Origin of the sequence: Rhodococcus sp. MS13, assembly GCF_013277835.1 — a bacterium.
Taxonomy (GTDB): Bacteria; Actinomycetota; Actinomycetes; order Mycobacteriales; family Mycobacteriaceae; genus Rhodococcus_F; species Rhodococcus_F erythropolis.
This window is the reverse complement of record NZ_VBTL01000010.1, coordinates 58473-70767: the sequence shown is the minus strand read 5'-3', so window position 1 is coordinate 70767 and position 12295 is coordinate 58473. Positions and strand designations below refer to the sequence as shown.

At 62.1% G+C, this 12295-nt stretch carries 16 protein-coding genes; 5 read left to right on the top strand and 11 right to left on the bottom strand.

Annotated features, from left to right (window positions below; translation table 11 throughout):
- Positions 1-16: 16 nt before the first annotated feature.
- Positions 17-511, bottom strand: a complete 495-nt coding sequence (locus tag FEZ59_RS21065) for a DinB family protein (RefSeq protein WP_047889414.1) — start codon at positions 509-511, stop codon at positions 17-19.
- 132 nt (positions 512-643) lie between these two features.
- On the bottom strand, positions 644-1138 hold the full coding sequence (locus tag FEZ59_RS21060; protein ID WP_172933134.1) for a hypothetical protein: 495 nt from the start codon (positions 1136-1138) through the stop codon (positions 644-646).
- Positions 1139-1494: 356 nt separating this feature from the next.
- Here FEZ59_RS21060 and FEZ59_RS21055 point away from each other — a divergent pair, with 356 nt between their 5' ends.
- Entirely contained in the window at positions 1495-1866 is a 372-nt protein-coding gene (locus FEZ59_RS21055) for an SdpI family protein (RefSeq protein ID WP_021333274.1), read from the top strand.
- A 19-nt stretch (positions 1867-1885) separates the two neighbouring features.
- Here FEZ59_RS21055 and FEZ59_RS21050 read toward each other — a convergent pair whose 3' ends face one another.
- From FEZ59_RS21050 to FEZ59_RS21035, 4 genes are all read right to left on the bottom strand, one after another.
- Entirely contained in the window at positions 1886-2944 is a 1059-nt protein-coding gene (locus FEZ59_RS21050; protein ID WP_172933133.1) for a MerR family transcriptional regulator, read from the bottom strand.
- A 13-nt stretch (positions 2945-2957) separates the two neighbouring features.
- Positions 2958-3623 (bottom strand): HEAT repeat domain-containing protein, encoded by a 666-nt coding sequence (locus FEZ59_RS21045; RefSeq protein WP_172933197.1) that lies wholly within the window; start codon positions 3621-3623, stop codon positions 2958-2960.
- Between the two features lie 82 nt (positions 3624-3705).
- Positions 3706-4176: a DUF2269 family protein gene (locus FEZ59_RS21040; RefSeq protein WP_172933132.1), complete on the bottom strand. Its 471-nt coding sequence runs from the start codon at positions 4174-4176 to the stop codon at positions 3706-3708.
- Positions 4177-4210: 34 nt separating this feature from the next.
- Entirely contained in the window at positions 4211-4885 is a 675-nt protein-coding gene (locus FEZ59_RS21035) for a DJ-1/PfpI family protein (protein ID WP_172933131.1), read from the bottom strand.
- Between the two features lie 205 nt (positions 4886-5090).
- Between FEZ59_RS21035 and FEZ59_RS21030 the strand changes: the two genes are divergently transcribed.
- Complete coding sequence (locus tag FEZ59_RS21030) at positions 5091-6035, top strand: helix-turn-helix domain-containing protein (RefSeq protein WP_019745972.1); 945 nt, start codon at positions 5091-5093, stop codon at positions 6033-6035.
- A gap of 5 nt (positions 6036-6040) precedes the next feature.
- Here the strand turns inward: FEZ59_RS21030 and FEZ59_RS21025 are convergent, their stop codons facing one another.
- On the bottom strand, positions 6041-6712 hold the full coding sequence (locus tag FEZ59_RS21025; RefSeq protein WP_097386660.1) for a DNA alkylation repair protein: 672 nt from the start codon (positions 6710-6712) through the stop codon (positions 6041-6043).
- A gap of 178 nt (positions 6713-6890) precedes the next feature.
- On the opposite strand from FEZ59_RS21025, the gene FEZ59_RS21020 reads away from it, so the two are divergent.
- Together FEZ59_RS21020 and FEZ59_RS21015 are read left to right on the top strand one after the other, a co-directional pair.
- Positions 6891-8237, top strand: coding sequence for an APC family permease (locus FEZ59_RS21020; protein ID WP_020971302.1), 1347 nt, complete (start codon positions 6891-6893; stop codon positions 8235-8237).
- 25 nt (positions 8238-8262) lie between these two features.
- Complete coding sequence (locus FEZ59_RS21015) at positions 8263-8640, top strand: hypothetical protein (RefSeq protein ID WP_020971303.1); 378 nt, start codon at positions 8263-8265, stop codon at positions 8638-8640.
- Between the two features lie 49 nt (positions 8641-8689).
- Here FEZ59_RS21015 and FEZ59_RS21010 read toward each other — a convergent pair whose 3' ends face one another.
- From FEZ59_RS21010 to FEZ59_RS21000, 3 genes are all read right to left on the bottom strand, one after another.
- Positions 8690-9394, bottom strand: coding sequence for an SDR family oxidoreductase (locus tag FEZ59_RS21010; protein ID WP_097386658.1), 705 nt, complete (start codon positions 9392-9394; stop codon positions 8690-8692).
- A 52-nt stretch (positions 9395-9446) separates the two neighbouring features.
- Positions 9447-10328, bottom strand: coding sequence for an MBL fold metallo-hydrolase (locus tag FEZ59_RS21005; protein ID WP_020909662.1), 882 nt, complete (start codon positions 10326-10328; stop codon positions 9447-9449).
- 128 nt (positions 10329-10456) lie between these two features.
- Entirely contained in the window at positions 10457-11038 is a 582-nt protein-coding gene (locus tag FEZ59_RS21000) for a TetR/AcrR family transcriptional regulator (protein ID WP_232816829.1), read from the bottom strand.
- 77 nt (positions 11039-11115) lie between these two features.
- On the opposite strand from FEZ59_RS21000, the gene FEZ59_RS20995 reads away from it, so the two are divergent.
- Positions 11116-11799, top strand: coding sequence for an SDR family oxidoreductase (locus FEZ59_RS20995; RefSeq protein WP_046379593.1), 684 nt, complete (start codon positions 11116-11118; stop codon positions 11797-11799).
- Between the two features lie 25 nt (positions 11800-11824).
- Here the strand turns inward: FEZ59_RS20995 and FEZ59_RS20990 are convergent, their stop codons facing one another.
- Positions 11825-12229, bottom strand: a complete 405-nt coding sequence (locus FEZ59_RS20990; protein WP_046379594.1) for a DUF4259 domain-containing protein — start codon at positions 12227-12229, stop codon at positions 11825-11827.
- Positions 12230-12295 lie beyond the last annotated feature (66 nt).

The following is a 12295-nucleotide window of genomic DNA, read 5'->3' as shown; positions in this document are numbered from 1 at the left end:
CGAACACGTTGCAGCGTCAGCGTCCGGTCGAACCGTCGATCAATTCGCGGAGGATGTCAGCGTGCCCGGCATGGCGTCCGGTCTCTTCGATCATGTGCACGAGCGCCCAGCGGACACTGGGAGCGGGTCGTTTCGCCCCCGGTCGCGGGATGGGCGCGGCAAGATCTGTGCATCCGTCGAGAACTGCGTTGGCGCGCTCGACCGTCTCGCGATAGCGACTGACGACACCGTCCACGCTGTCTTCCGATGACGGTTGAAACGTCGCTTTCCAATCCGTCACGTTTTCTGCAAGGAACATCGATCGTTCGACAAAGGTCAGATGATTGGCCAGCCCGAGCAAGGTTGTTCCCGACGGAACAATTGTGTTGCGCACCTGAGGTTCCGGAGCACCTTCGACCTTGGCGGCAATCGAATCACGGAGGTAGTCGAGAAACGCTCGTAGTGTGGCTGCCTCGCTATTCCCTGTCCGGGGTGGTGGGGCATCTCGGCGGCTGCGACGCGACGTTGCCATGGTGATTCTCCTTCCTCGGCGAAGAACGATGAAGAGGCTTCATTCCTGGATGGGCAGAACCGATCCTTCCGAACTCACTCCGATCCCGCATCAAATTTTGCCGCTACAGCAAAGACAACTTGGTTGCCGGTGTCAGCGTGCCGAGTTCAGGTCGCGCACAAGTTGGGGTCTCCGCCACTTGCCGACCTCGGAAGGCCACCGCCGCAGCGGATAGGCGAGACGAGCCACGAAGTAATTGACGTACTCGACGACGCCGAAAGCCCACACCGCCACGACGCCCACCGCCGCGCCGGAGTGATCTGGTAACCAGATGACAACGCCGAGAAGAGCTATCGCCAACAAGAGAACATCGAGGACCCGAAACACGCGGTAAAGCGCTGCGAGGCGGGCCGGCATCGGCTCCAACTCGACCCAGCCCAGCGCAAGCAGCCAATAGACACCTGCTTGCACGAGGATCACAAGAAGTGGGGCCAGCGCCGACCACAACGCCGCGGAGTCTTGCGAACCTTCGAGCCGGGGCATCACGACACCGACCGCCACAGCGGCAAATACAGCCGCTGCAGCCAGTTCGCCGAGGCCGAGGCTCAGGTACCTGCGTCTCAAACTCTGTTGCCGTTGATCCACCACGTAAGAACCCTATCCGTTGATCACCATCGCTTGCCACGTGGCGGTCGGACCGATTCTGCAGCGCGAGTGAGGAATACACTTCATCTCGACTTCGATCTCGAGCACCATAAGGCAGGTGGATCATCCTGGGACGTTCTCGCGGATCCGGTGGGAAACCTTTTCTGCGTGGGTGATCCGCACTAGGCCGGTCTGAAAGTCAGTCCGAGATCGAGTCTCACAGTCCATCCGACAAAGCGTGAAAATGCGTCACCCGAATAGCTGCACATGCATTCGTTGGCTTACAGTCGGGGTGTCCCGGCGGCACCCCAGACTGGAATGTCCGCTGCGTCAACATCTGCCGATTGGGGGCTGGACGGATGGAATCGGCTGACTTACTGGGTCTGACGGTCTCACTGACGTCGTCGACGCTTATCCTCGCGTTCGTTGCTGGGCTCATGCCGCGACTCGTCGGTGATGAACCGAATCCCGTTGTCGGCATACGGACGAAGGCGACGATCGCGAGTCGAGAGGCGTGGCAGTTGGCACATCAGAGTGCGCAGCCGCTTCTGCGCCGGACGATGTGGACTGCCGTAGCGGGACTGTGCATGCAGGTCGCCATCGGCGTCGTGACAGGTTTCGGATCTGTGGTGTCGGCTGTCACCTCAACAGTCGTGTTTCTTGCGGTGCTCCTTCTCCTGCTCTTTGCAGGAGTGAAGGGCAACGCCGCGGCGAAGTCGTTGCAGCGTTGACCGCCTGACCCCGCCGCTGTCAGACGCGCCTTGGATCTCGGCTTTCAGTCCCGATGCGCGGTCGTTCGCGCCGACGTGGTCCTCGATCGCGCATCTCGAGAATCGCTGCTGCCGTGGACGCGACCGTCTTGTCGTCGTCGTGGGTGATCCGGGCGAGCGCTTCGCGTGCTGCAGCGCCGGGAATCTCGGCGAGTGCCTGCGTAATTCGCAACCTCGTCGGGGCGTCGTCAGTGCCGTCCAGTCTTGCCTGCACGGCATCGACGACCTCACCGCTTGTCGGTGAGTGCTCCGCGAGAAGACCGAGCACCTCGCCTGCCTCGACGTCGCGGCGCCCGTCGGCGACCATCTCGAGGAGAGCGGGCATCGAGACAGCCTCTCCGCGAGATCCGAGGGCGAGAGCGGCGTCGGCGCGGACTATCGCGTCCGAATCATCGAGAGCTCGCTTCAGAGACCGAGTTGCTTCCTCGGTGTTGATCCCGGATATGGCCGACGTCGCGCGGCGTCGAACCTCGACGTCCTCCGATTCGAGCCCCTTCGTCAGACCTGCAAGGCCCGCACCTTCGGTCCTCGCCAACGCCCACTGCAATGCTCCCGCCACGTTGGCATCCCTCTCCGACAGGATGGCCTCGACGAGTGCGTCGACCGGCAATGCCGCATTCGCGTCCTGCGAGAGGATCGCTTGCTGACGGTGGGCGGCGAACTCGGATTCGAGTGCACGCAACAGCGAGACCAGGCGCAGGACGTCGTCCCACTCCGAAGGGGCGGTGGCGTCGACCCTTTCGAGTTTGGTCAGCAATTCCTCCTCCGCCGCGATCCGTTGCCGAGTGTGTTGCATGAGTTCACCCACCAAATCGGCCGGTGCGAAGTCTGATTCGTCGAGTGCACGCTTGGCCTCGTTCAACGAGAGCCCCAATGTCCTCAGGCTCTCGACGTGGAAGAGGCGACGGATGTCGTCAGCGGAGTACTCGCGGTAGCCACCGGACGTGCGGCCCGTCGGCTTCACCAGCCCCAAAGTGTCGTAGTGACGCAGCATCCGTGTGCTGACACCACAACGCCGCGAGACCTCGCCGATCAACATCCGTCTCCCCTTCCTACGCGTCCGGTCCGATTGCGGCGACGCGCTTCGCCAACTCGTGTGAGAGAGCGAATCCACCGTCGGGATCGTGCCAGAGTTGCTTTGTAGCATCAGCATGCGCTCGGACACGCGGATTCGGGCTCGTACCGGCCGCGTCGAGCACCGGGAGCACAGCCTCGCCGAGCCCGGTCAGGGCGCGGCTCAGACTGAGCTGCATCTGCAGTTCACCCCGACCGAGTTCTGTGGCCAGATCGGCCGCGAGTGCGCCCTCGTCTCCCGCCGGCACGAGAGCCACAGCCGCGCGCCACGCACTGCGCGCAACCTCGTCGTCCTGGTCGTGGACGAGCGCGGAGACCTCGGGCCACGCGATCGGATCGCCGATCTTGGACAAAGTGTGGAGCGCCTGACTGCGGGCTTGCGAGCCGTCAGACCCGAGCTCACGGATCAGCCTCGGCACCGTGATTTCAGCCGGCAAGCGGCACAACGCCCAGGTCAGCATGTCGCGGACGAAGAAGTCCGGCTCGACGGCGCACCGATCGATCATGGCATCCGTCAACTGAGGATCCGGGCGTGTGCCGACCGCAAGCGCGGCGCGCAGTCGAACCGAGGGATCTGCTGCGGCCAAGGCGTCGACGAGGTGAGCATGCTGCCCACCGTGGTTGGTTGTGTTCACGACAACCACCTCCTTCACCGACCAGTGGAACCCTTGTCACTGTGTCAAGGTCAAGCGTCACTACCTCCGACACGTGAAATGTCGCCTCGGATCACACGCCGGTTGTCGATCCTGGCCGAAAGATCATCAGCACGACGACAACGACCCAGAGCAGATTGAAGACTCCCGTCGCGGTGCCCAGTCGACGGGTGAGCCGCGTTGCGACGTCCACAACGGACCCGGTTCCTTCGATCGCCGCCATTGTCAGCCGTTGGGCGGGAAGCACGACCGCGGTGAGTATCACGGCGGCAACGACGGTGAGTGCGATCGAGGTGAGGATCCACAGGTCACCGAGCACTCCGAGATTGACGGCGGTGGCGACACCGAGCATCGGAACGACAACGCCGATCGTGGCATACACCCGAACGATGCGATGCAGCATGCCCGTCGTCGCAACACTGGCGCTGTCCGGATCGGCGAGCGCGGCGCGGCTCGCCACCGGGAACATACTCGCTGCCACAGCGACAGGGCCGATGGCAAGAATGGCCGCAATCACATGGAGGGACAGCAGGATTCCGGTCATGGGATTTCTCGCGTTTCGGTACTCACAAGCGTATTCACGCGGCGTCCGGGGCGAAGGTGATTACAGGCTCGGCGCCCTTCGCCGACCACACCGTTCCTCGACGCTCGTAGTCGAAGAGCGCTTCGACCTCGAGACTTATCCGAGGCCCGAGGCATCGTTCCAGCAGATACAGGCCCAGGTCGAGACCGGATGTCACACCGCCGGCGGTGATCAGGTCACCGTCGTCGACGATTCGCGCCTGGATCGGAATTACACCGCCGCCCGCCAATGCGTCCACGGCAAGATGGTGCGTCACGGCGCGACGCCCTTCGAGAAGCCCCGCCATCGCCAGCGCCAATGATCCTCCACAGACGGTCGCAACGAGAACACCAGGATCGTCGAGTGCACGGCGCATCATGACAGGCAGTTCGGTTTCCGTTGTGGCCGCGAGCCTTTCCGGCAAGCTGGAACCCGGCTGGTCCGCATTGGGTTCGAAGAGACCCGATGCTCCGGGAACGATGATCAGATCCGCGTGTTCGACATCGAGGGTTGCAGTGGCGGTCATAGCGAGTTCACCACTGCCGCTCATGACGGTCCGAGGCCCCTCCGCGCTGACGAGTTCGACGCTCAACGCCCCACCGCTGGCGAGACCCCCGGCGTAAAGCACCTCGTACGGACCCACGACATCCATGGGATCGAATCCGTCGAACAACACGATCTGCGCGTGCACTGCAACCTCCGATTTTGTGCGACGCGCTCCTGTGCACGTCGCTGTTCCCACGACAGTAGGAGGAAGTTGACCTCTATGGCGACGGCTGAAAGCCAACCTTCGACGGCTTTCAGCCAACCTCACACATTCTGTGAAATACCAGTTGAGAGGATATTTCAAGACACGAGATCACCGAATCTCGCGCCACATACGCTACGTTTCAGACATGCATGACGTTGCAGTTCTCGCGTTGCCCGGGGTGGTGCCGATGGACCTGGCGGCACCCCTCGAAGTCTTCGGACGATGCAGGCTCCCCTCGGGTGCACCGGCGTACCGGACCTCCGTGTGCGCGCTCACCGAGGAGGTGGAGACCGGAACGTTCACGATGCGAGTACCGCACGGACTGTCACGTCTCGCCCAGGCAAGCACGATCATCATCCCGGGCACCGCCGATCTCGACGTGCCGATCGACCCCGAGATCATCGACGCCCTCAGAACTGCCGCGGATCGCGGCACGCGCATCGCCTCACTGTGCGTCGGTGCATTCACACTCGCCGACACAGGCTTGCTCGACGGACTTCGCGCGACGACGCACTGGGCGGCTGCGTCGGAGTTGGCGCGTCGGCACCCGGCCATCGACGTCGATGCCGCCGTTCTCTACGTAGACAACGGGCACGTCCTGACTTCCGCCGGCGCCGCGGCCGCACTCGACCTGTGTCTGTACATGGTCCGTCAGGACTACGGGTCTGCGGTCGCCGCCGACACGGCGCGGCTGAGCGTGATGCCGCTCGAACGTGCCGGAGGGCAAGCACAATTCATCGTCCACGAACCTCCCGTACCCAGCGGGACAACCCTTCGGCCGCTACTGAACTGGATGGAAGAGAACCTCGGGGAGCAACTCGACATCACGACAATCGCAGCCAAGGCAACGATGAGCACCCGCACGCTCAACCGCCGCTTCCAGGAACAAATCGGTACGACGCCGTTGCAGTGGCTCCATCATGCGCGGCTCCGTCAAGCACAATTTCTGCTCGAGACCACCGACCACTCCATCGAACGTGTTGCGGGACAAGTCGGATTCAATGCCGTCACCACGTTCCGCGAACGCTTCCGAGACTTGGTCGGCACCAGTCCACAGCGATACCGGACGCAGTTTCGAACGTCGCGCTAGCTGACCTACTTCTCGCTCTGTCGACGCACCATCTCCGAGATCCAGATCGGCGCAAACGGCGAGGTGCAGTTCGGGGGAGTCGGGTAGTCCTCGAGCACCCGCAGACGTTCACCGATGTCGATTGCACGGGCCCGGTACTCGGCATGTTCGATCCCGATCTGGGCCAAGCAGTGGTTCATCGCCCATTGCAGGCGATCAGGGGCATCCTTCATCTCCGCCTCGATGACGTCGAGCAATCCTGAAAGATCAAGGCCCTCCGGCTTCTTCGCTACGCGCTCAGTAGTCAGAGCCCAACCGGCGCTCGCAACCACGGGATCGGAGTCGGCGGTCCAGGCCACCCGCAAATCCTCCGCGTGCGGGTTCTTCTTCACCACGTAGTTGACGAGCCAGTCATGCACCTTGGGAGTACGAGCCTCACGCAACATGACGTCCAACTCGTCACGCTCGAACGCCTTCGGACGACAGATCAAGAGGGCAAGCAGCCTCGCTGCGGTATCGCCCGTCGCCCAAAGTTGTTGTGCAAGTTCCTGCTGAGTCTTCAGTCGCTTCGCGACTGCCCGCAGTTTTGTCAGGTTCACACCGTGATCGTCACCGTGCTTCTCGTTCACTGCGCGCACCTTCGGATCCTCGAGCGCACGCAACTCGTCCATCACCGCGGCAACCGTCGTTTCGTCCACGTCGTCCTCCAGCCACTACTTCTGTTGTTCACCCAATGCAAGTCACCTACAAGGAAAGCACGGGACGGCACGCGCCGACGCATCCACGTCCGACCCGTGTTTGAAACTTCGACCAATGGGTACATGTCTGCTCCTGAGGTGGCGGCACGTCACCATGAAGACAGGACGAACCTTGCAAATGCGACGCGCCGCGGGTGCCGAGAACGTGGACGAAACCGCAGGCGGAGATGAAGGCGGCAGTAAGAACGTTCTCACTCGGGCTATAACCGGCCCACTCCTTTTCGTGTTCATCCTCGGAGACGTCCTGGGCGCCGGTATCTACGCATTGGTGGGCGTCATCGCCGGTGAAGTTGGTGGAGCCGTCTGGGTACCACTGCTCGTAGCGCTCGTCATGGCATTGCTGACAGCAACGTCGTATGCCGAACTGGTCACCAAATATCCGCGGGCGGGCGGTGCAGCAGTATTCGCCCAACGGGCGTATCGGAAGCCGCTGATCTCATTCCTCGTCGGCTTCTCGATGCTGGCGGCCGGTGTCACGAGTGCAGCAGGACTCGCGCTCGCATTCTCCGGCGACTATCTCAAAGCCTTCATTGACGTCCCGACCGTTCCGGCCGCGCTCGTCTTCCTCCTCCTGGTGGGGCTTCTCAATGCCAGAGGCATCAAGGAGTCGATGCGCGCAAATGTCGTCATGACAGTCGTGGAGGTCACCGGCCTCGTCATGGTTGTCGTCCTCGCCTGCGTAGTTCTCGGGCACGGCGACGGAACCTTGAGCCGTGTCGTGGAGTTCGACGACAGTCGATCGCCTGCACTCGCCGTGTTGGCAGCGGCGCTCCTCGCGTACTACTCGTTCGTCGGCTTCGAAACCTCGGCGAACGTCGCCGAAGAAGTGAAGAACGTGAGCAAGGTCTACCCACGCGCACTGTTCGGAGCCCTGTTGACGGCGGGCGCCGCCTATGTCCTTGTCGGCCTGGCTGTTTCGGTGGTGCTGCCCGCCGACGAGCTCGCCGCGTCCTCCGGCCCCTTACTGGCAGTGGTGTCAGCCGCCGACGTCGGTGTTCCGCCTCGCCTGTTCAGCCTGATCGCTCTGGTAGCCGTCGCCAACGGCGCACTGCTGACAATGATCATGGCAAGCAGGCTGACGTACGGAATGGCGTCGGAAGGGTTGCTTCCCAGCGCATTCGCGCGCGTGCTGCCGCGGCGCCGGACCCCCTGGGTGGCAATCATCGCAACGACAGCCGTTGCCATGGCTCTCTGCGTCACCGGATCGTTGTCAGCCCTGGCAGAGACGGTGGTACTCCTGCTGCTTTTCGTATTCATCAGCACCAACATCGCGGTCCTGGTTCTGCGTCGTGACGCAGTGCAACACAGTCATTTCCGGACACCGATCATCTTTCCGATCCTCGCCCTCGGTACGTGCGTTGCGTTGCTCACCCAGCAGAGCGCCGCAACGTGGTTGCGCGCATCATTACTCTTGGCGGTCGGAGTAGTGCTGTACGCCCTCTCCCGCCGTCGATCCACGAAGTAAGGTGCGATGTTCGAAAGGGGGTGTGATGACCGACAGTTCTGACACACCAGATGTAATTCAGCGCCGAGAGCGAAAGATCAACAGGCGAACCCTGACGTACGGCCTGTCCGTCGTTCTGGCTACCGCGGCACTGGTTGTCGCGATCGTCTGGTTGGGCTCCCGGCGGGGCGAATGCTTCGGTACCGACACCTTGCTGTGCTCACAGAAAGATCGCCGACTGGCCGTCTTCGTCCCGAGCCTCATGCTGCTACTCGGCTCCGTAGGCGCGTTCTTGCGAGCCTCCCTGCGATTGCACCGTCTGCGGCGCCTCTACATCCGGCCGTACATGGCGTGGCTCCTGACGGGGCTCACCCTGGTGTACCTGGCGGGAGCCTTCATCTTCATCGAGGGCAATATTCTCTGAATACATCTGTTCGGCAATCGGATTCACAGACCGAAGCGGTAGCTGTCGTTCAGAATCGTGTGTCGTCGATGGCAGTAAGGACCACTTCTCGAACCGATGACGAAGACGACAGATTCGAGATGGAGCGCACGGTATCCACGACGTCGTGCACGGGAACCAGAGACCCATCTCCGCGGGCGGCAGCGATGTCTCGGGACACATCGAGTCCATCTTCCGTGTTGAGATATCCGAGGTGAAGGACCGTCACTGCGAGTCGGTCCTTCCGGTAGCCCTCTCTCAAGGCGTCGGCAATGCCGTTGATCGCGGACTTCGATGCGCCGAACGCAACTTCCGGCCTACCGCTTCGCGGGAGCCCCGAGGTAGAACCAGTCAAGAAAATCCGAGGCCGAGGACGCCCGATCATCCGTGGGATCAGGCGCTTCGACAAAAGGATCGTGCCGGTGATGTTGGCGTTGATCATTTCCAGCATTTCGACGTCGGATTGATCTGTGAACGCATAATCGGAAGTGAAGGCGTCCCCTTCCCAGATTCCGACGTTGCAAATCAGGGTGTCTACACCTCCGACAAGCTCCTGGTCGATCGAGTTCGCTGCCGCAACAGGGTCGGTCAGATCTGCTTCGATCCACTCGGAGACGTCGAACCCGTCAGGGCGCCGACGAGAAATACCGACAACGTCGTGACCATCGCTCCTCAAGCCCTCGATCAATGCACGACCAAGTCCCCGGCTCGCGCCGACAACAACTACCCTCGCCACAATTGCACCCTTCTGCCCGCTCTGTTCACATCCAATGGATGACACGACACATTCATGCACGCCGAAATACGTTGCCCTCGAGCGTGACAACGGCACCGGCCGCAACGAGCCGCTGAAGGTGCAGCTGCGCAGTTCGTCGTTCGACTGCATCGACGTACGGCGCGTTGACGTGCGGACGGTAGACGAGGCGATGCGCGACGATGTCTTCCAACTGCCTTGGTTCACCGAGAAATTGGACGAGTCTTTCTTCGCGGCTGAGCAGTTTGTCGCGGTAGGCGGTCAGCCGGCGACGGAACTCGTCGCTGCCTTCGACGACGCCCTTTTGATGGAAGGTGCCGTACCACCGAGCGTCGATGCCCGCGGCGCGGTCGATGGAGGCGAGGAAGTCGTCGACGCTACTGCCCAGGTCGCCGTACATCGGGCCGAAGGAGGTGAGATCGATGTCGGCGACATAGAAGAAGCCGTCGGGCTCGATGAGGAGGCCACAATGTCCGGGAGTGTGACCAGGTAGGTGAATGACCGTCGCCGTGCGGTCTCCGAGGTCGAAGACGTGGCCGTCGGCGATCCCGGAAACGTCATCGTGCGTCGGGGGAATGCCGTACTGCGCTGCTATTGAATGTTCGACCTCAGCTCGCTCCTCGGGGCGGAGGCCGTAATTTGTGAGCATCGTGTCAAGGGAGGCGACCGACGGTGCGTCGAGGTTGTGCGCGTACGTCGGTGCTTGAAAATGCCGGAGACCGGCAACGTGGTCCTCGTGGCCGTGACTGATGAAGACGAGGTCTGCGCCCACGGGATCTCGGTCGAGGGAGAGGGACGGGTCGATCACCAGCGTGCGTTCGGATCCGTGCACGACCACGGTGTTTCCGAAGGGGACGGTCCCACCGTTCTCTGGTACCAGCACCGAGACTTTGCCAAATTCTGTGGGTGTGAACATCTCTCGCTTCTCCCTGCGGCCATCGGGTAGTGACGTTGCAGATCTCGAAGCAATCGAAGGTATCGCTGACAGAGACCTCAGTCAGTATGCATGGCCGGGTCAGCGGGCCGTACGCGGATCATCCTGGACTACCCGGTGAGCTCTTCACGAGCAGCGACAAGGACTTCCTCGGAGAGGGACGATCCCTTGGTGGCTCGCGAGAGGACCAGAGCGCCGATCATGGTCGAGAGACGCACCAGCCCGTCATGCTCCTCATCCGCGAGCGCCTTGGCAAAATCACCGACCCCCTCGACATACACCCGACGGGCCTCACTGTCTGCCGGCTCGCGTGCCATGTCGGCGGCGAGTGCAGCAGCGGGACATCCGTCTGCCGGATTGTCGCGATGCTCCACGGAGAGGTAGTTGTCGATCAGGGCTTGTCGAGCCTGGTCACGCTGGCCAGCGTGCCTTTCGAGACCTGCTGCGTGCAGCTGCGCCAGTTCAGCGAAGGCATGGGTGGTCGCTTCGTCGATGAGCGCGTCCTTGGACGCGAACTGCTTGTAGAAACCACCGTGGGTCAGCCCCGACGCCTTCATCAAGTCGGCGACGCTGAGGTGAGTGCCCTTCTCTCGGAACAGACGAGCTGCGGTTTCCACTACGCGCCGACGGTTCTCTTCCGCTTGTTGCTGCGATACGCGGCCCATCACAACGCCTTCCAGTTTGGATTTCACTTGACATCTATCCTAGCCCACACTTAGATTTGATTCATAATCTAAATGTCACCGACAGTCACAACCCTGGGAGAATCATGGACCTGAACAAGACGGTTGCGGTCGTCACCGGAGCCAATCGCGGACTCGGCCGCCATCTGGCGGCAGGGCTCGTCGAGCGCGGCGCGAAGGTGTACGCGGCTGCCCGCAATCCGGAAACTGTCGATCTGCCCGGCGTCATCCCCCTGAGGTTGGACGTGACGGACGCCGAATCGATCACCGCCGCAGCGCAAATCGCATCGGATGTGACCTTGGTGATCAACAACGCCGGAATCTCTACCTCGGCACCCTTGATCGGAGGCGACATCGATGACGTTCGCCGCGAGATGGACGTCAATTTCTACGGCCCGCTTGCCGTGACCCGGGCGTTTACTCCGGTCGTCGAAAACAACGGAGGCGGAACAGTACTCAACGTTCTTTCGGTGCTGTCCTGGTTCCATCCGGCTGCGCTCGGGTCTTACGCGTCATCGAAGGCAGCGGCGTGGGCGATGACCGACGCCGTTCGAGAAGAACTGGCGCCGCGGGGAATCGCCGTCTCGGCACTGCACGTTGCATACATGGATACCGACATGGCTGCGGGTGTACCGGCCGAACAGAAGATCGCTCCGGCCGATGTCGCCGCGCAGGCCCTGGACGGCATCGAACGTGGGCTGGCTGAGATCCTCGCCGACGACACCACCCGGTATGTCAAGGGGAGTCTGTCGTCTTCGAACTCCGAGTAACCAAGGGACTGTTGACGAGTGACACTCATCCCACCGTTTTGAGACTCGCCAATCTGCCCAGGATCGGTGCCCGCCAAGCCGCGAGGTCTTCCGGACCGTTTTCTTCCCACAACTCGTACAACTCCGACGTGTCGCTGTCTGCGACGGCACGCGCGAGTGCGGTGAGGACCCATGCCTTCTGCTCCGGACTCAAGGTTCCGGCGTACCCGGCGGCATCAATCTCGGCCAGCTGCACAGGCGCCGGAGCAACCCCGTGCGCAACCGCAAGGATCTCGGCGACGGCAATAGCTGTTTGAGCATCATCGGCATCGAGGTAGCCGTCGTCGGGGTGGCGTGCGTAATCGTCGATATCGTAGTCACCCGCCTGTACCGCGCTGAGCAGGTCGCCCGCTACGTCGTTGTCGAAAGGTCCTGAACCCCAAGTCCCCATGCTGTCTCTCCGATCCGTACCCGCGTCATCTGTCGTAACGATATTAGTGAATCACCGGCTTCGGCG